Genomic DNA, 18,217 nt, shown 5'->3' on the forward strand with positions numbered 1-18,217 from the left:
ACAAGAGTGGGAAACTCTTGCGCCGATTGACTAAGGGTTCCTGGGTCAAGCTGATCTGCCCAGGGTAAGTCGGGACCTAAGGCGAGGCCGACAGGCGTAGTCGATGGACAACCGGTTGATATTCCGGTACCCGCTTTGAAGCGCCAGCGCTGAATCTGGTGATGCTAAGGCCGTGAAGCCGCCCTTGATCTCTTCGGAGTGATGGGGAGTGGTGGAGCCGCTGAACCTATCCAGTAGTAGGTGAGCGATGGGGTGACGCAGGAAGGTAGTCCAGCCCGGGCGGTGGTTGTCCCGGGGTAAGGGTGTAGGGCGCTAGGTAGGCAAATCCGCCTGGCACATAGCCTGAGACCTGATGCCGAGCCGATTGTGGTGAAGTGGATGATCCTATGCTGTCGAGAAAAGCCTCTAGCGAGTTTCATGGCGGCCCGTACCCTAAACCGACTCAGGTGGTCAGGTAGAGAATACCGAGGCGTTCGGGTGAACTGTGGTTAAGGAACTCGGCAAAATGCCCCCGTAACTTCGGGAGAAGGGGGGCCATTGCTGGTGAGGGGACTTGCTCCCTGAGCTGGTGGTGGCCGCAGAGACCAGCGAGAAGCGACTGTTTACTAAAAACACAGGTCCGTGCGAAGCCGTAAGGCGATGTATACGGACTGACGCCTGCCCGGTGCTGGAACGTTAAGGGGACCGGTTAGCTCCATTTCGGTGGGGCGAAGCTGAGAACTTAAGCGCCAGTAAACGGCGGTGGTAACTATAACCATCCTAAGGTAGCGAAATTCCTTGTCGGGTAAGTTCCGACCTGCACGAATGGCGTAACGACTTCTCGACTGTCTCAACCACAGGCCCGGTGAAATTGCACTACGAGTAAAGATGCTCGTTTCGCGCAGCAGGACGGAAAGACCCCGGGACCTTTACTACAGCTTGATATTGGTGTTCGGTTCGGCTTGTGTAGGATAGGTGGGAGACTGTGAAGCGATGGCGCCAGCCATTGTGGAGTCGTCGTTGAAATACCACTCTGGTCGTGCTGGATGTCTAACCTCGGTCCGTGATCCGGATCAGGGACAGTGTCTGGTGGGTAGTTTAACTGGGGCGGTTGCCTCCTAAAGAGTAACGGAGGCGCCCAAAGGTTCCCTCAGCCTGGTTGGCAATCAGGTGTTGAGTGTAAGTGCACAAGGGAGCTTGACTGTGAGACTGACGGGTCGAGCAGGTACGAAAGTAGGGACTAGTGATCCGGCGGTGGCTTGTGGAAGCGCCGTCGCTCAACGGATAAAAGGTACCCCGGGGATAACAGGCTGATCTTCCCCAAGAGTCCATATCGACGGGATGGTTTGGCACCTCGATGTCGGCTCGTCGCATCCTGGGGCTGGAGTCGGTCCCAAGGGTTGGGCTGTTCGCCCATTAAAGCGGTACGCGAGCTGGGTTTAGAACGTCGTGAGACAGTTCGGTCCCTATCCGCTGTGCGCGTAGGAGTCTTGAGAAGGGCTGTCCCTAGTACGAGAGGACCGGGACGGACGAACCTCTGGTGTGCCAGTTGTTCTGCCAAGGGCATGGCTGGTTGGCTACGTTCGGGAGGGATAACCGCTGAAAGCATCTAAGCGGGAAGCCTGCTTCGAGATGAGGACTCCCACCCCCTTGAGGGGTTAAGGCTCCCAGTAGACGACTGGGTTGATAGGCCGGATGTGGAAGCCCAGTAATGGGTGGAGCTGACCGGTACTAATAAGCCGAGGGCTTGTCCTCAGATGCTCGCGTCCACTGTTTGGTTCCCGGGTTGCGAACGGTCGCACCGGTTGAACCAGTCACTTAACTGAAAAGTGTGCTTGTTCGCCTAACACCCGATGGTGTTTCGGTGGTCATAGCGTTAGGGAAACGCCCGGTTACATTTCGAACCCGGAAGCTAAGCCTTTCAGCGCCGATGGTACTGCAGGGGGGACCCTGTGGGAGAGTAGGACGCCGCCGAACAATCTTTGTGGACCCTCGGTCCTGGCCAAAGCGCTGGGACCGGGGGTCCTTTTGTTTTTTAGCGTGGTGCACAGTTCGCGAACTGGTACGAGAGACTGGCACTACGGCAGCACAAACGACAGGAGTCACGTCGATGTCCAACTCGCCCGAGGAACGGCCTGATCGGCCTGAGCGGCGCGCTCCGCGCCAGGGCGGCGACCGGGGTGGATACCGCAGCGGCGGCCCCCGGCGCGAAGGCGACCGGGCCGGCGGCGGTTACCGCCGCGACGACCGTCCGCGTGGGCGGTCCGAGGACCGGGGTCGTGATGACCGTCGTGACGACCGCGGTGGGCCTCGTCGCGACGACCGGCCGCGTGATGACCGGCGCGATGACCGCGGTGGGTTCCGTCGCGATGACCGGCCGCGGTACGACCGTCCCCGTGAGGATCGTCCCCGTGACGACCGTCCGCGCGAGGACCGGCCGCGGTACGACAGGCCGCGGGATGACCGCGGTGGGCCGCGTCGTGACGACCGGCCGCGCTATGACCGTCCCCGTGAGGATCGTCCCCGTGTGGACAGGCCGCGTGATGAGCGTCGGGACGACCGCGGTGGGTTCCGTCGCGATGACCGGCCGCGCTATGACCGTCCCCGTGAGGATCGTCCCCGTGTGGACAGGCCGCGTGATGAGCGTCGGGACGACCGCGGTGGGTTCCGTCGCGATGACCGTCCCCGTGAGGACAGGCCTCGTGTGGACCGGCCCCGCGATGACCGTGGTGGGTTCCGTCGCGACGATCGCCCGCGCTATGACCGTCCCCGTGAGGACAGGCCGCGTGACGACAGGCGTGACGACCGCGGTGGGTTCCGTCGTGACGACCGGCCGCGGTACGACCGTCCCCGTGAGGATCGTCCCCGCGATGACCGTCGGGACGACCGCGGTGGGTTCCGTCGTGACGACCGGCCGCGGTACGACCGTCCCCGCGACGATCGTCCGCGTGACGACCGTCGTGACGGCCCGCCCCGTGGGCCGCGCCGGGACGACGACCGTGGTGGCTACCGTCGCGACGACCGTCGGGACGAGCGTCCCCGCGGCCCGCGTCGTGATGACGAGCGGGGCCAGGGCGGCGGCAGGCGGCCGTACGTGCAGGGGCGTGGGCGGTTCGAGAACACCCGGGGCCGTGACGAGCGCCGTGAGGAGCGGGAGCCGGTCAAGCGGCTGCCCATCCCGGACGACGTGACGGGTCAGGAGATCGACCCCAGCGTGCGTCAGGAGCTCATGAGCCTGCCGAAGACGCTCGCTGAGGACGTGGCGCGCAACCTCGTCATGGTGGCCCGGCTGCTTGACGAGGACCCGGACCTGGCCTACGGCTACTCCAGGGTCGCCCTGCGACTCGCGTCCCGTGTCGCCGCCGTGCGTGAGGCGGCCGGCTTCGCCTCGTACGCCACGGAGCGGTACGCCGAGGCGCTGGCCGAGTTCCGGGCCTGCCGGCGGATGACGGGCACGGTCGACCTGTGGCCGGTCATGGCGGACTGCGAGCGGGGCATGGGCCGCCCGGAGCGCGCGCTGGAGATGGCGGGCGCGCCGGAGGTGCACAAGCTGGACCGCGCGGGTCAGGTGGAGATGCGCCTGGTGGCCGCCGGTGCGCGGCGCGACATGGGCCAGAACGAGGCCGCCGTCGTCACCCTGCAGAGCCCGGAGCTGGCGTCCAACGCCGTGCACCCGTGGACGGCGCGACTGCGCTACGCGTACGCCGACGCGCTGCTCGCGGCGGGCCGTGAGGACGAGGCCCGGGAGTGGTTCGCCAAGGCGCTGGAGGCCGACCAGAGCGGCAGCACGGACGCCTCCGACCGGCTGGCGCAGCTGGACGGCGTGGCCTTCGTGGACGCGCTGGACGAGGGTGCGGACGAGGGCGCCGGGGCCGGCGCGCCCGTCACTGCGGATCGGGACGACGACGGCGACGACACCGACGCGGCCGCCGAGGACTCCGCGGATGCCGAGGCCTCCGACGACGAGGAGCACGAGGACCACGAGGCCGGTGACGCCGGGGAGTCGGACGTCGACCTGACCGACGAGGCCGACCCGACGGCGTTCCTGGACGACCCGTTCAAGGAGCCCGCCAAGGGCACCGAGGACTGATCGCCGGAGCAAGGGGAAGGGCGGCATCCGCGTCACGCGGGTGCCGCCCTTCGCGTTGTGCGGCTTCAGGCCGGCGTGCCGTCGAGTTCCAGGCTGCGCAGCACCAGGCCGGTCGCCGGCTTCGGGCCGAAGGAGGTCGACTTGCGCGGCATCGTCACGCCCTGCTTGGCGAGGTCGTGCACGACGCTCTCGCGCACCGGGTGGATGAGCACGGCCGTGCCGCCATACTGCTCGGCGTGCTCGACCGCGGCCTGGGTGTCGTGGATGTAGTGGATGTGCTCTGGGGCGTCGGGCACTTCCCAGATCCGGTCCAGGAGCAGGTTGTGCAGCACGGTGGCGTCCAGCTGCCGCCATTCCTCGGGCCGGTCCGTGGGGATGGCCCGGTCGAGGGCCTCGGTGTCCGGCCGGTCCAGGAGGTGGAAGCGGCCGTCGCCGGTGAGCAGGAAGGCGTTGCCCTCGGCCGCCGCGGCCTCCAGGGCGGCCAGGGCCTCCGGGAGGGGGCCGGGCAGCTCCTGTACGCGGAAGGCGTGGCGGGCCGCCTCGACGGCCCGCGCGACGGGCAGTTGCGGCAGCACGCGGTGGATGGCGCGGACCCGCAGCGGGTAGCGGGCGGTGTCGACCAGCAGCACCAGGCCGTAGTCCCAGGGGCTGGGGGCCTCGTGCTCGGCCTGCAGCAGCAGGTACGTGGCCCAGCGGTGGTGGCCGTCGGCGATGACGGCCTGGTGCCGGGACAGGTCGGCGTCGACCGCGGCGATCGCCCCCGGGTCGGTGATCGCCCACAGACGGTGGTGGATGCCGTCCTCGGTCGTCGTGGCCAGCAAGGGCGGCCCCGCGACGGTGCGTTCGACGACCTCGGCCGCCTCCCCGTCGTCGCCCCGGTACGCCAGCAGCAGTGGTTCGAGGTTGGCGGCCGTGGCACGCATGAGCGCCGCGCGGTCGGCGACCGGGCCGGGCATCACGTCCTCGTGCGGCAGCACGATCCGTTCCTCGGGCGGGGTCAGGCGCAGGGCACCGATGAGGCCGCGCTGCACCTGATCGCCCTCGCGCTGCTCGTACACGTACAGGGCGGGCTTGGGGTCGAGGGCCAGGACGCCCTCCTCCTGCCATTGGAACAGCGCCCAAGCGGCCTTGCGATGCCGGCCGTCCGGGGGCTCGGCGGTGGGCAGGATGAGCCGCACGACATTGTGCGGGTCGGCTGTCTCCAGGTGCCGCTGCTCCTCGGGCCGGACGACGACGTCGTACGGTGGCGAGGTGACCGCGGCCAGGCTGCCGACCCGCTCGGGGACGTAGCGGAGCGCGCGGAACGGCGCCAGCCGCAAGCCCCGTACAGCGGGTCCGGAATTGCTCATCCGGGCATGCTACGCGGGTCATGTCCGCGAAGTGTGCCGAGTGATCGACGACATACGAGGAGCGACCGCCCGATGACCCACAGGACCGGCCCGGCCGGCAGTGAAAGCCCCCTTGACCAGGCGTACGACACCGCCCTGCTCGATCTGGACGGAGTGGTCTATGCGGGTGGTGACGCGATCGCGCACGCCGTGGAGTCGCTCGGCTCGGCGCGGGCCCACGGCATGCGGTCGGCGTACGTCACCAACAACGCCGCCCGCACGCCGCGGACCGTCGCGGAGCACCTGACGCGGCTCGGCGTGCCGGCCGAGGCCGAAGAGGTCATCACCTCCGCCCAGGCGGTGGCCCGGCTGATCGCGGATCAGGTCCCGGAGGGCGCACGGGTGCTGGCGATCGGCGGCGAGGGGCTGGTGGAGGCGCTGCGTGAACGCGGGCTCCAGCCGGTCGCCTCGGCCGACGACGACCCGGCCGCGGTCGTGCAGGGCTACTCGCCCAAGGTCGGCTGGGAGCAGCTCGCGGAGGCGGCGTACGCGGTCAACCGCGGTGTGCCGTGGTTCGCCTCCAACACCGACCTGACCATCCCGACCGCCCGTGGCACGGCACCGGGGAACGGCGCGCTCGTCGAGGTGGTCCGGATCGCGACCGGTGGCGAACCGCAGGTCGCGGGCAAGCCGCTGCCGCCCATGCACCGGGAGACGGTCATCAGGACCGGCGCGCGACGGCCGCTGGTGGTCGGCGACCGGCTCGACACGGACATCGAGGGCGCCCACGCGGGCGGCGTCGACTCGCTGCTGGTGCTCACCGGGGTCACCACTCCCGCACTGCTGCTCGCCGCTCCGCCGGAGCACCGGCCCACCTACGTCGACGCCGACCTGCGCGGCCTGCTCACCCCGCAGCCCGAGGTCACGGACGCCGGTGGGGGCGCGTACCGCTGCGGTGGCTGGACCGCCTCGGCGGGCGACGGGGCGCTGCTGCTGGACGGCGACGGCGAGCCCATGGACGGACTGCGGGCGCTGTGCGCGGCGGCCTGGACACGGGCCGGGGACGGCTCCTGCGACCTGGACGCGGAGAAGGCGCTGGACCGGCTGGGGCTCTAGAGGAGCTTGCGCAGCCGCAGCAGGTCGCGGAAGCCCGCCTCCAGCTTGACCCTGCCGCTGCCCCACGCCTTGGCGAAGTGCAGCTTGCCGTCGACGAGCGCGATGAGGTCGTCACCGGCCATGGTCAGCCTTATCTCGGCGCGCTCGGCCGGCGGGCCCTGCACGGTGACCACGTCCTGGATGCGGCCGTCCACCAGACGTCCCACGAAGGTGACGTCGAGATCGGTGATGCGGCAGCTCAGCGAGCGGTCGAGCGCGGCCGCGCTGCGCAGGTCGCCCTCGGTCCCGGCGAGGTTCTCGGACAGCCGCTCGAGCGCGCTGCGGCACTCCTCGATGGTCGCCATGGGCTGTGCGTCTCCCGTTCGGACGTGGCTCGTGCTGGTGCTGATCGACCGTACCGCAGGGGACCGTCGGGGAGACGCGGCGCCATAGGCGGTAGCGTCGTGACCGACGAACTCTGGGGAACTGGCGAAGGCGAGGAGTGAGGGCGTATGCGGGACGCGTTGCGGACCTGTCTGCAGATCGCGGGCGGCCTGACCGAGGCCACCCGGCGACGGGCGGTCGGGGCGGCCAAGGAACTGCTCGACCAGACCGGGATAGACGTCGACGCGGTCCAGCGGAGCATCGGCGAGCGGATCCCGCCCGAGGTGCAGACGCTCGCGGACGAGCTGCTGGCGTCGGGACGGGCCAACCGCGACCTGCTCGTGGGTCTCATCCGCGAGGAGATCGACAAGGCGATGAGCCGGGTCGGGCGGCTCGCGGACGAGGTCACCAAGGTCGGAGTCGTCCTGGAGGCCCTGGAACGCCGCATCCGGAACCTGGAGGACGACGACCGGGAGCCGGCCGGGGCCGACCTGACGGACGAGGAGCCGGACCCCGGTCTGTACGTGCCGCCGCAGCCGCCGGTGGAGCACGCACCGGTCGCCAGGTCCGCGCCCGCGCCCGCGGCCGCGAAGAAGCCCACGGGGACGGGCGCTGCCGCCGCCACCCCGGTGGCGCGCAAGAACGCCGCGCCGGCGCAGCCTCCCGCCACGCCTGAGGTTCCTGTGGTTCCGGAGCCCGACATGGCCCCGGGCACGGCTGCCGTGCCGGTCGCGCGGAAGAACGCGGCCCCGCCGAAGTCGCCCGCGGCGAAGAAGGCGGCCCCTGCCGCGAAGCGGACCGCCCCGGCCAAGAAGGCGGCCCCGGCGAAGACCACGGCCGCGGCGAAGAAGGCGACCGCTTCCGGCACCGCGTCCGCGGCCAAGAAGGCCGACCCTGCCAAGAAGACCGCGGCAGCGCCCGGCGCGGCTGCGGCTGCGCCTGGGAAGAAGACGACGGCGGCCAAGAAGGCCGCCCCCGCCAGGAAGACCGCCGCGGTGTCCGGCACCGCTGCCACCGCCCCGGCCAAGAGGACGACGGCGGCCAAGAAGGCCACTCCCGCGAAGAAGGCGGCCCCGGCGAAGACCACGGCCCCGGCGAAGAAGGCGACCGCCTCCGGCACCGCGTCCGCGGCCAAGAAGGCCACCACCGCCAAGAAGGCGGCGGGCCGCACGCAGGAGGTGGAGGGACGTGACTGAGGCCGGGCTCGAGGGCGTGGCACCCGCGCCCGCACCGGAGGCCTCGGTCCCGGCGGAGGCGGTCGCCGACGCGGGGCCGCGTCCGCTGGGGGTCGTGCTGGACGCCACGGGGAATACCGAGGTGGACGCCGTCCTTGTCCGCCTGCGGGATGCCGACCTGCTTCCCACCGAGGATCACGTCGAGGTGTACGAGGATGTACACCGTGGGCTGCGCGACACGCTCACGGGACTCGACGCCGACAACAGGAGCTGAACCTCACGTGGCACGACGCCGACTCGACGCCGAGCTGGTGCGCCGGAACCTGGCCCGCTCGCGGGAGCACGCCGGGCAGCTGATCACCGCCGGCCGGGTGACCGTGGGCGGGACGACCGCGACGAAGGCCGCCACGCAGGTGGAGACCAGCGCCGCGGTCGTCGTCGCCGATGACGCCTCGGACCCGGACTACGTCTCCCGCGGCGGCCACAAGCTGGCCGGGGCGCTGGCGGCGTTCGTGCCCCACGGGCTGCTCGTGGAGGGGCGCCGCGCGCTGGACGCCGGGGCGTCCACGGGCGGCTTCACCGACGTCCTGCTCCGCAACGGCGCGGCGCACGTCGTCGCCGTCGACGTCGGCTACGGGCAGCTCGCGTGGTCGCTGCAGAGCGATGAACGCGTCACCGTGAAGGACCGTACCAACGTGCGCGAGTTGACGCTCGAGCAGATCGACAACCAGCCGGTGGACCTTGTCGTCGGCGACCTGTCCTTCATCCCGCTCGGGCTCGTCCTGCCCGCCCTCGTACGCTGCGCCGCGCCCGACGCGGACCTGGTCCTGATGGTCAAGCCGCAGTTCGAGGTGGGCAAGGAGCGACTGGGCAGCGGCGGTGTCGTCCGCAGCCCTCAGCTGCGCGCCGAGGCCGTACGACAGGTCGCCGGACAGGCGGCCGCACTGGGACTGGGGGTGCTGGGCGTGACCGCGAGCCCGTTGCCGGGACCGTCGGGGAATGTGGAGTACTTTCTGTGGCTGCGCGCCGGGGCGCCCGAACTGGACCCGGCGGATGTCGACCGCGCTGTGGCGGAGGGGCCCCGTTGAGCGAGACGCACGAGACGCACGAGGTGCACGGGACGTCCGGCCGCACCGTCTTCCTCCTCGCCCACACCGGGCGGCCGGCGGCCATCCGCAGCGCCGAGCGGGTGGTCCAGGGGCTGAAGCGCTGCAACATCGGCGTACGGGTGCTGGCCGAGGAGGCCGAGGACCTGACGCTGCCCGGGGACGGCGGGGTGCAGCGGGTGCAGGAGATCGGCCCGGAGACCGTCGCGGACTGCGAGCTGATCATCGTCCTGGGCGGTGACGGCACGCTGCTGCGCGGCGCGGAGTTCGCGCGCGCCTCCGGGGTGCCGATGCTCGGCGTCAACCTGGGCCGGGTCGGCTTCCTCGCGGAGGCCGAGCGCGACGACCTGGACAAGGTCGTCGACCGCGTGGTCACCCGCGACTACGAGGTCGAGGAGCGCATGACGATCGACGTCCTGGTGCGCAACGACGGCCGGGTCGTCCACACCGACTGGGCGCTGAACGAGGCGTCGGTGGAGAAGCAGGCGCGCGAGCGGCTGCTGGAGGTCGTCACGGAGGTGGACGGCCGTCCGGTCTCCCGCTTCGGCGGCGACGGGGTGGTGATGGCGACCCCGACCGGGTCGACCGCGTACGCCTTCTCGGCCGGCGGGCCGGTGGTCTGGCCCGAGGTGGAGGCGCTGCTGATGGTGCCGATCAGCGCGCACGCGCTCTTCGCGAAGCCGCTGGTGACCTCCCCGAAGTCGGTGCTGGCGGTGGAGGTGCAGCCGAAGACTCCGCACGGAGTGCTGTGGTGCGACGGGCGGCGCTCGGTGGACCTTCCGGCCGGGGCCCGCGTGGAGGTCCGGCGGGGCGCGGTGCCGGTGCGGCTGGCGCGGCTCCACCACGCCTCCTTCACGGACCGGCTGGTCGCGAAGTTCGCGCTGCCGGTGGCCGGCTGGCGGGGCGCGCCGCACTGAGTTTGCCCTCAGGGGTGAGGCCCGTCGCGCGGCGGCCCGCAAACCTCGTATGGTCGTATCCGTGTTGGAGGAAATGCGGATCCGGTCGCTGGGAGTCATCGAGGACGCCGTGGTCGAGCTGTCGCCCGGCTTCACCGCGGTGACCGGCGAGACCGGCGCGGGCAAGACCATGGTCGTCACCAGTCTCGGGCTGCTGCTGGGCGGCCGTGCCGATCCCGGTCTGGTCCGGATCGGTACGAAATCGGCGTCGGTCGAGGGGCGGATCACGCTGGCGGCGGGCGCGCCCGCCGCCGTGCGGGCCGAGGAGGCGGGCGCCGAGCTGGACGACGGTGCGCTGCTCATCAGCCGTACCGTCTCGGCGGAGGGCCGCTCCAGGGCCTTCGTGGGCGGGCGCTCGGTCCCCGTGGGGCTGCTGGGCGAGCTGGCGGACGAGCTGGTCGCCGTACACGGCCAGACCGACCAGCAGGGCCTGCTGCGGCCGGCCCGCCAGCGTGAGGCGCTGGACCGGTACGCGGGCGACGCCGTCGCCGTGCCGCTGGCCAAGTACGCGGGCGCCTACCGGCGGCTGCGCGAGGTCGCGGGCGAGCTGGACGAGCTGACCACGCGGGCCCGGGAGCGGGCCCAGGAGGCGGACCTGCTGCGCTTCGGCCTGGACGAGGTCGCCGCCGCCGAGCCGCTGCCCGGCGAGGACGCCGACCTGGCCGCCGAGGCCGAGCGGCTGGGCCACGCCGAGGCGCTCGCGTCGGCCGCGACCCAGGCGCACGCCGCGCTCGCGGGGAACCCCGAGGACCCCGAGGGCGTCGACGCGGGCATGCTCGTCGCGGGCGCCCAGCGCGCGCTGGACGCCGTCCGCTCCCACGACCCGGCGCTGGCCGCGCTCTCGGACCGGATCGGCGAGATCGGCATCCTCCTCGGTGACGTCGCCGGCGAGCTCGCCGGGTACGCCGACGACCTGGACGCCGATCCCCGGCGCCTGGCGGTCGTGGAGGAGCGGCGGGCCGTCCTCGCCCACCTCACCCGCAAGTACGGGGAGTCCATCGACGCCGTCCTGGCGTGGGCCGAGCAGGGCGCGGCCCGGCTGGGCGAGCTGGAGGGCGACGACGAGCGGATCGGGGAGCTCACCGGGGAGCGCGACGCGCTGCGCGCCGAGCTCGGCGACCTCGCCCAGGCCCTCACCGACGCCCGGGGGGAGGCGGCGGACCGTTTCGCCGCGGCCGTCACGGCGGAGCTCGCGCAGCTCGCCATGCCGCACGCCCGGGTCGGTGTCGCCCTACGGCAGACGGAGGACGAGGAGGGCATCGAGGTCGGCGGCCGCCGGGTCGCCTACGGCGCGACCGGCGCGGACGAGGTCGAGCTGCAGCTCGCACCCCACCCGGGCGCCCCGGCCCGGCCGATCGCCAAGGGTGCTTCCGGCGGTGAGCTGTCCCGGGTGATGCTCGCCGTCGAGGTCGTCTTCGCCGGGTCGGACCCGGTGCCGACGTACCTGTTCGACGAGGTCGACGCGGGCGTCGGCGGCAAGGCGGCGGTCGAGGTCGGCCGGCGCCTGGCGCGTCTGGCGCGGACCGCGCAGGTCGTGGTCGTCACGCACCTGCCCCAGGTGGCCGCGTTCGCGGACCGGCAGCTGCTGGTCGAGAAGACGAACGACGGGTCCGTGACGCGGAGCGGGGTGCGCGTCCTGGAGGGTGAGGAGCGGGTACGCGAGCTGTCGCGGATGCTCGCGGGGCTGGAGGACTCGGAGCTCGGGCGGGCGCACGCGGAGGAGTTGCTGGCCGCGGCCCGCGAAGCGCGCTGACGCGCGCCGGGACCGCGGGTACGCGGTGCGCCACCGGGCCCGTGTGCCCGGTGGCGCGGCCGCTGTCGTGGGCCCCGGGCCGGGTGGGCCGTCGCTCCGGCCACCGGGTGTGCGGGTCGCGGGGCTCGCCTTCGCCACTGGGGGTGCGGCCTTGCCGCGGCGGGTGGCCGACCGCCGTCCCCGGTGTGACGGGGTGCCCTTCCCGCCTGCCGGGCGCCGTCCGGCAGACCCCCGGGAGGGGTTTGCGCGCACCGCACTCGGGGCGGAGGCGGTCGGCAACGCCGCCGGCCGGTCCGTGGCCGGTCCGTCGGGGGCACCGCCGTCCCGGCCGTGGCCGTGCGCCGGCGCGTGCCACGCCCGAGGGCGGGTACCCCCGCTTGCGGGTGCGGGGTCGGCGTGATGGGGGAGCGGGGGGCACTCGTAAGGGTGGTCCCGCGTACGTGTGGCCGGGTGGGGGTGGGGCATCGCTCCCTGGATGGCCTATCGGCCTGGCATCCTTGAGGGAGCACCCCGCCGCCCTCCGCACGATGCCGAGTCAGGAGCCCTACTCCGCGTGAGCAGTTCACCGAGCCCCTTGCACGGGCAGCTGCACGCCGTCCACGTGCTGGGCGAGACGGCGCGGGCCCATGTCGCCTCCGTGGCAGGCGGGTTGGTGGCGCGCGGCGTGCAGGTGACGGTCTGCGGTCCGACCGAGGCCGAGGAGCGGTACGGGTTCGGTGCGGCGGGAGCGCGGTTCGCGCCGGTCGAGATCACGCGGCGCGCGCAACCGAGGGCGGACGCGGCCGTGGTGACGGCGTTGCGGGCGGCCTGCGCCGGGGCGGACGTGGTGCACGCGCACGGGCTGCGGGCCGGGCTGCTCGCCACGATGGCGCTGAGCGGGCGCCGTACGCCGCTGGTGGTGACCTGGCACGGCGCGGTGCTGGCCGAGGGCGCGCGGGGGCGGGTGCTGCGGTTGCTGGAGCGCCGGGTGGCGCGGGCGGCGGCGGTCGTGCTGGGCGCCTCGTCGGACCTGGTGGACCGGGCCCGTACGGCCGGGGCCCGGGACGCCCGGCTCGGGCCGATCGGGGTGCCGGCGCCGCCGCGGGTCGCGCCGTCCCCGGAGGCGGTGGCGGAGGCGGAGCGGCGCCGGCACAAGACCCGGGACGAATTCGCCGTGGGGGAGCGTCCGTTGCTGCTCGCGGTGGGCCGTCTGGAGCCGCGCAAGGGGTATCACCTGCTGCTGGACGCGGCCCACGGCTGGGCGGGGCTCGACCCGGCGCCGTTGCTGGTCGTCGCGGGCGAGGGCTCGCTGCGTACGGAGCTCCAGGAGCGGATCGAGACCGAGGAGCTGCCGGTGCGGCTGCTCGGCCGCCGTGACGACGTGCCCGAACTCCTCGCCGCCGCCGAGGTCGTGGTGCTGCCCTCGCGCTGGGAGGCGCGGTCGCTGATCGCGCAGGAGGCGCTGCACGCGGGGGCGCCGCTGGTGGCGACCTCCGTCGGCGGTACGCCCGAACTCGTCGGCGAGGCGGCGGTGTTGGTGCCCTACGGCAATCCGAAGACGCTCGCGGACACCGTCGCGCGTCTGCTGGGGGACCCGGCGCGGCGTGCGGGGCTCGCCGCGGCCGGTCCCGTGCAGGCCGCCACATGGCCGACCGAGGATGACACGGTCGCCCAAGTGCTCAGCATCTACGACGAGTTGACCTCGTCCTGAGGGCCGCTTCGCGGGCGGCGGCGGTGCGGTCAGCCGCCGTACGCGCCGCTCGCGGTGAGCCGCAGCGCCGTGTCGATCAGCGGCACGTGGCTGAAGGCCTGCGGGAAGTTGCCGACCTGCCGCTGCAGCCGCGGGTCCCACTCCTCCGCCAGCAGGCCGAGGTCGTTGCGGAGCGCGAGCAGCTTCTCGAAGAGCCTGCGGGCCTCGTCGACCCGGCCGATCATGGCGAGGTCGTCGGCGAGCCAGAAGGAACACGCGAGGAAGGCGCCCTCGTCGCCGGGGAGGCCGTCCAGGTTCTCGCCGCCGGGCGGGGCGTCGGTCGGGTAGCGCAGCACGAAGCCGTCCTCGGTGGACAGTTCCCGCTGGATCGCCTCGATGGTGCCGATGACGCGCTTGTCGTCCGGCGGCAGGAAGCCGACCTGCGGGATGAGCAGCAGCGAGGCGTCCAGCTCGCGCGAGCCGTAGGACTGCGTGAAGGTGTTGCGTTCCTTGTCGTAGCCCTTCTCGCACACGTCGCGGTGGATCTCGTCGCGCAGGTCGCGCCAGCGCTCCAGCGGGCCGTCGACCTCGCCGGACTCGATGAGCTTGACGGTGCGGTCGACGGCGACCCAGGCCATGACCTTGGAGTGGACGAAGTGCCGGCGCGGGCCGCGGACCTCCCAGATGCCCTCGTCCGGCTCGTCCCAGTGGTCCTCCAGGTACTGGATGAGCCGGATCTGCAGGAGGGAGGCGTAGTCGTTGCGGGCCAGGCCGGTCATGTGCGCCAGGTGCAGGGCCTCGGTGACCTCGCCGTAGACGTCGAGCTGGAGTTGGTGGGCGGCGCCGTTGCCGACCCGGACCGGGATGGAGTTCTCGTAGCCGGGCAGCCAGTCCAGCTCGGTCTCGCCGAGCTCGCGCTCACCGGCGATGCCGTACATGATCTGCAGGTTCTCGGGGTCGCCGGCGACCGCGCGCAGCAGCCACTCGCGCCAGGCGCGGGCCTCGTCGCGGTAGCCGGTGCGCAGCAGGGAGGACAGGGTGATCGCCGCGTCGCGCAGCCAGGTGAAGCGGTAGTCCCAGTTGCGGACGCCGCCGATGTCCTCGGGCAGGGAGGTGGTGGGCGCGGCGACGATGCCGCCGGTCGGCCCGTACGTCAGTGCCTTGAGGGTGATCAGGGAGCGGACCACGGCGTCCCGGTAGGGGCCGTGGTAGGTGCACTGGGCGACCCACTCGCGCCAGAAGTCCTCGGTGGCCTCCAGCGAGGCCTCGGGCTCGGCGAGCGGGGGCGGCTCCTTGTGGGAGGGCTGCCAGCTGATGGTGAAGGCGATGCGGTCGCCGGGCGAGACCGTGAAGTCGGCGTAGGTGGTCAGGTCCTTGCCGTACGTCTCGACATCGGTGTCGTGCCAGACGGAGTCCGGGCCGGCGACGGCGACGGTGCGCTCGCCCACCTTGTGCACCCACGGCACGACCCAGCCGTAGCTGAAGCGCATGCGCAGCGCGGACCGCATCGGCACCCGGCCGCTGACGCCCTCGACGATCCGGATCAGCTGGGGGGCGCCGTCACGCGGCGGCATGAAGTCGATCACACGGACCGTGCCGCGGGGGGTGTCCCACTCGGACTCCAGCACCAGGGAGTCGCCCCGGTAGCGGCGCCGGGTGGCGGCCGGGGACGGGGTGCCGTTCGCGTGGGCGGGGCCGAGCCGCCAGTAGCCGTGCTCCTCGGTGCCGAGCAGGCCCGCGAAGATCGCGGGGGAGTCGAAGCGGGGCAGGCACAGCCAGTCGACCGTGCCGTCCCGGCACACCAGGGCGGCGGTCTGCATATCGCCGATGAGTGCGTAATCCTCGATACGCCCGGCCACGTAGGTCTCCCAGTCGAACGACGGCGGCGCCCCTTGGGACTGGGGCGGTGATTGCGGTCTGTGGATCTGTCGACGAGCTCTTTCCCGGGAGCGGGCGGGGTAGTGCCGTGCCGGTTCACTCGCATCGAATCGATGTGTCCGAGCAGGATACGACGACAACGCGGGCTGTGCGGAAGCGACGACCGCCCCCGCTGGGCCGGTCGGGTGCATTTTGTCGTACCAAACTCCCGGTGACCGCGTTTTTCGTCAGAGAGCCGCCCGCACCGTCTGGTGCGCGTCACTGATACCCTGGTAGCCCGTGGGCCGGTGGCCTGAACCACTGAACCGCCGCGACGACACCCCTCTTCCTCACCATGGTGCCGTCCCGACCACCACCTCGCGACCACGGGAGCCCCCTGTTGGCACTGCCGCCCAAATCCACGACGACCAAGCACCTCTTCGTCACGGGGGGTGTCGCCTCCTCGCTCGGCAAGGGCCTGACGGCCTCCAGCCTCGGCGCACTGCTCAAGGCCCGGGGTCTGCGCGTCACCATGCAGAAGCTCGACCCGTACCTCAACGTGGACCCGGGCACGATGAACCCGTTCCAGCACGGTGAGGTGTTCGTCACGGACGACGGCGCCGAGACCGACCTGGACATCGGCCACTACGAGCGCTTCCTGGACGTGAACCTCGCCGGCTCGGCCAACGTCACCACCGGGCAGGTCTACTCCTCGGTGATCGCCAAGGAGCGGCGCGGCGAGTACCTGGGCGACACCGTGCAGGTCATCCCGCACATCACCAACGAGATCAAGTCCCGCATCCGGCGCATGGCGACCGAGGACGTGGACGTGGTGATCACGGAGGTCGGCGGCACCGTCGGCGACATCGAGTCGCTGCCCTTCCTGGAGTCCGTGCGGCAGGTCCGGCACGAGGTCGGCCGGGACAACGTCTTCGTGATGCACATCTCACTGCTCCCGTACATCGGCCCCTCCGGCGAGCTGAAGACCAAGCCGACCCAGCACTCCGTGGCCGCGCTGCGCAGCATCGGCATCCAGCCCGACGCGATCGTGCTGCGCGCCGACCGCGAGGTGCCGACCTCCATCAAGCGCAAGATCTCGCTGATGTGCGACGTCGACGAGGAGGCCGTGGTCGCGGCGATCGACGCCCCGTCGATCTACGACATCCCCAAGGTGCTGCACACCGAGGGCCTGGACGCGTACGTGGTCCGCAAGCTGAACCTGCCGTTCCGCGACGTCGACTGGGCGCAGTGGGACGACCTGCTGGGGCGGGTCCACCAGCCCGAGCACGAGGTGAAGGTCGCCCTCGTCGGCAAGTACATCGACCTGCCGGACGCCTACCTGTCGGTGACCGAGGCGCTGCGCGCCGGCGGCTTCGCCAACAACGCCAAGGTCAACATCAAGTGGGTGACTTCGGACGAGTGCAAGACCGCGGCCGGCGCGGCCCGACAGCTCGGCGACGTGGACGCGATCTGCGTGCCCGGCGGCTTCGGCGACCGCGGTGTGGAGGGCAAGGTCTCGGCGATCACCTTCGCCCGCGAGAACCGCATCCCGCTGCTGGGTCTGTGCCTGGGCCTGCAGTGCGTGGTCATCGAGGCGGCCCGCAGCCTGGCCGGCATCCCGGACGCCAACTCCACCGAGTTCGACGCCGCGACCGCCCACCCGGTGATCTCCACCATGGCCGAGCAGCTCGACATCGTCGCCGGCCAGGGCGACCTCGGCGGCACCATGCGGCTGGGCCTGTACCCGGCGAAGCTCGCCGAGGGTTCCATCGTCCGCGAGGTCTACGGCGGCGAGCCCTACGTCGAGGAGCGGCACCGCCACCGCTACGAGGTGAACAACGCCTACCGCGGCGAGCTGGAGAAGAAGGCCGGCCTGGTGTTCTCCGGCACCTCCCCGGACAACACGCTGGTCGAGTACGTCGAGTACCCCCGCGACGTGCACCCGTACCTGGTGGCCACCCAGGCGCACCCGGAACTCAAGTCCCGCCCGACCCGTCCGCACCCCCTGTTCGCGGGTCTGGTCGCGGCCGCCGTCGAGCGCCTCAAGGGTTGATCGATACGGTTGCGGGGGCGGGCCGGCGAACGGCCCGCCCCGGTACCGCGCACGGAGGGCAGCATGCTGAAGGACACTCCCGAGGAGTGGCGGGTCACCGCCACCGCCACCCCCTTCACCGGGAAGAAGACCAGCGTCCGCACCGATGACGTCGTCATGCCCGACGGCGGCGTCGCCCGGCGCGACTACCAGGTCCACCCCGGCTCGGTGGCCGTGCTCGCCCTCGACGACCGGGACCGGGTCCTGGTCCTCAAGCAGTACCGCCACCCCGTGCGGATGAAGCTGTGGGAGATCCCCGCCGGGCTGCTCGACGTCCCCGGCGAGAACCCGCTGCACGCCGCCCAGCGCGAGCTGTACGAGGAGGCCCACGTCAAGGCCGAGGACTGGCGGGTGCTCACGGACGTGTACACCACGCCCGGCGGCTGCGACGAGGCCGTGCGGATCTTCCTGGCGCGGGGCCTGTCCGAGGTGGAGGGCGAGCGCTTCGAGGTGTCGGAGGAAGAGGCCGACATGGAGTTCGCCCGGGTCCCGGTGGACCAGCTGGTCCGCGGCGTCCTCGCGGGGGAACTGCACAACAACTGCCTCGTGGTGGGCGTGCTCGCGCTGCAGGCCGCCCGGGCCGGGGACGGCCTGGAGGCGCTGCGCCCCGCCGAGGCCGAGTGGCCCGCGCGACCGTTCTCCGTGTGACCCGTTCGGTCTGACCATCCGATCGTCCGAGAGGGTGATCATTGAGCGGATCCGCCGCGTCGCGCAGGGGGGTTGGACCCATACC

The 18,217-nt window shown here is 71.9% G+C and carries 14 protein-coding genes and 2 rRNA genes (1 of these 16 only partly in view); 13 read left to right on the plus strand and 3 right to left on the minus strand.

Features of this window, described 5'->3' with window-relative positions; all coding sequences use genetic code 11:
* The 4 genes from OG937_32700 to OG937_32715 all read left to right on the plus strand — a co-directional run.
* Positions 1–1,734: ribosomal RNA gene (locus OG937_32700) — 23S ribosomal RNA — on the plus strand; it begins 1,389 nt to the left of the window's first position.
* A gap of 105 nt (positions 1,735–1,839) precedes the next feature.
* Positions 1,840–1,956: ribosomal RNA gene (gene rrf / locus OG937_32705) — 5S ribosomal RNA — on the plus strand.
* 305 nt (positions 1,957–2,261) lie between these two features.
* On the plus strand, positions 2,262–3,170 hold the full coding sequence (locus tag OG937_32710) for a hypothetical protein (protein WUD76116.1): 909 nt from the start codon (positions 2,262–2,264) through the stop codon (positions 3,168–3,170).
* A gap of 23 nt (positions 3,171–3,193) precedes the next feature.
* Positions 3,194–4,069: a tetratricopeptide repeat protein gene (locus OG937_32715; protein WUD78963.1), complete on the plus strand. Its 876-nt coding sequence runs from the start codon at positions 3,194–3,196 to the stop codon at positions 4,067–4,069.
* A gap of 65 nt (positions 4,070–4,134) precedes the next feature.
* Here OG937_32715 and OG937_32720 read toward each other — a convergent pair whose 3' ends face one another.
* Entirely contained in the window at positions 4,135–5,418 is a 1,284-nt protein-coding gene (locus OG937_32720; GenBank protein WUD76117.1) for a DUF1015 domain-containing protein, read from the minus strand.
* Positions 5,419–5,490: 72 nt separating this feature from the next.
* Here OG937_32720 and OG937_32725 point away from each other — a divergent pair, with 72 nt between their 5' ends.
* The gene (locus OG937_32725; protein WUD76118.1) at positions 5,491–6,513 is read left to right on the plus strand and encodes an HAD-IIA family hydrolase; all 1,023 of its coding nucleotides are present in this window, start codon (positions 5,491–5,493) and stop codon (positions 6,511–6,513) included.
* Here OG937_32725 and OG937_32730 read toward each other — a convergent pair.
* On the minus strand, positions 6,510–6,857 hold the full coding sequence (locus OG937_32730; GenBank protein ID WUD76119.1) for an SCP2 sterol-binding domain-containing protein: 348 nt from the start codon (positions 6,855–6,857) through the stop codon (positions 6,510–6,512). The two genes, OG937_32725 and OG937_32730, sit on opposite strands and share 4 nt — an antisense overlap.
* A gap of 147 nt (positions 6,858–7,004) precedes the next feature.
* Here OG937_32730 and OG937_32735 point away from each other — a divergent pair, with 147 nt between their 5' ends.
* The 6 genes from OG937_32735 (at position 7,005) to OG937_32760 (ending at position 13,556) form a co-directional block, all read left to right on the plus strand.
* The gene (locus OG937_32735) at positions 7,005–8,072 is read left to right on the plus strand and encodes a histone (protein ID WUD76120.1); all 1,068 of its coding nucleotides are present in this window, start codon (positions 7,005–7,007) and stop codon (positions 8,070–8,072) included.
* Between the two features lie 16 nt (positions 8,073–8,088).
* A complete protein-coding gene (locus OG937_32740; protein ID WUD78964.1) occupies positions 8,089–8,325 on the plus strand; it encodes a hypothetical protein in 237 nt (78 codons plus the stop codon).
* Between the two features lie 7 nt (positions 8,326–8,332).
* Positions 8,333–9,139, plus strand: a complete 807-nt coding sequence (locus tag OG937_32745) for a TlyA family RNA methyltransferase (GenBank protein WUD76121.1) — start codon at positions 8,333–8,335, stop codon at positions 9,137–9,139.
* Positions 9,136–10,074 (plus strand): NAD kinase, encoded by a 939-nt coding sequence (locus tag OG937_32750; protein ID WUD76122.1) that lies wholly within the window; start codon positions 9,136–9,138, stop codon positions 10,072–10,074. The genes OG937_32745 and OG937_32750 overlap by 4 nt, the downstream gene beginning before the upstream one ends.
* Before the next feature lie 49 nt (positions 10,075–10,123).
* Positions 10,124–11,866 (plus strand): DNA repair protein RecN, encoded by a 1,743-nt coding sequence (gene recN, locus OG937_32755; GenBank protein ID WUD76123.1) that lies wholly within the window; start codon positions 10,124–10,126, stop codon positions 11,864–11,866.
* A gap of 553 nt (positions 11,867–12,419) precedes the next feature.
* A complete protein-coding gene (locus OG937_32760; GenBank protein WUD76124.1) occupies positions 12,420–13,556 on the plus strand; it encodes a glycosyltransferase family 4 protein in 1,137 nt (378 codons plus the stop codon).
* Positions 13,557–13,585: 29 nt separating this feature from the next.
* Here OG937_32760 and OG937_32765 read toward each other — a convergent pair whose 3' ends face one another.
* Positions 13,586–15,394 carry a glycoside hydrolase family 15 protein gene (locus OG937_32765; protein WUD76125.1) on the minus strand — a complete coding sequence of 603 codons (1,809 nt, stop codon included), beginning with the start codon at positions 15,392–15,394 and terminating at the stop codon, positions 13,586–13,588.
* A gap of 398 nt (positions 15,395–15,792) precedes the next feature.
* Here OG937_32765 and OG937_32770 point away from each other — a divergent pair, with 398 nt between their 5' ends.
* Both OG937_32770 and OG937_32775 read left to right on the plus strand, forming a co-directional pair.
* On the plus strand, positions 15,793–17,445 hold the full coding sequence (locus OG937_32770) for a CTP synthase (protein ID WUD76126.1): 1,653 nt from the start codon (positions 15,793–15,795) through the stop codon (positions 17,443–17,445).
* A gap of 63 nt (positions 17,446–17,508) precedes the next feature.
* Positions 17,509–18,132: an NUDIX hydrolase gene (locus OG937_32775; GenBank protein WUD76127.1), complete on the plus strand. Its 624-nt coding sequence runs from the start codon at positions 17,509–17,511 to the stop codon at positions 18,130–18,132.
* Positions 18,133–18,217: the final 85 nt, after the last annotated feature.

It is taken from the genome of Streptomyces sp. NBC_00510, assembly GCA_036013505.1.
GTDB lineage: Bacteria > Actinomycetota > Actinomycetes > Streptomycetales > Streptomycetaceae > Actinacidiphila.

Excerpts from the sequence above, each read along its gene's own strand:
- OG937_32710 (WUD76116.1), top strand. The coding sequence starts at position 2,262 with ATGACCGTCGTGACGACCGCGGTGGGCCTCGTCGCGACGACCGGCCGC.
- OG937_32720 (WUD76117.1), bottom strand. The coding sequence starts at position 5,418 with ATGAGCAATTCCGGACCCGCTGTACGGGGCTTGCGGCTGGCGCCGTTC.
- OG937_32725 (WUD76118.1), top strand. The coding sequence starts at position 5,491 with ATGACCCACAGGACCGGCCCGGCCGGCAGTGAAAGCCCCCTTGACCAG.
- OG937_32730 (WUD76119.1), bottom strand. The coding sequence starts at position 6,857 with ATGGCGACCATCGAGGAGTGCCGCAGCGCGCTCGAGCGGCTGTCCGAG.
- OG937_32735 (WUD76120.1), top strand. The coding sequence starts at position 7,005 with ATGCGGGACGCGTTGCGGACCTGTCTGCAGATCGCGGGCGGCCTGACC.
- recN (WUD76123.1), top strand. The coding sequence starts at position 10,124 with ATGGTCGTATCCGTGTTGGAGGAAATGCGGATCCGGTCGCTGGGAGTC.
- OG937_32775 (WUD76127.1), top strand. The coding sequence starts at position 17,509 with ATGCTGAAGGACACTCCCGAGGAGTGGCGGGTCACCGCCACCGCCACC.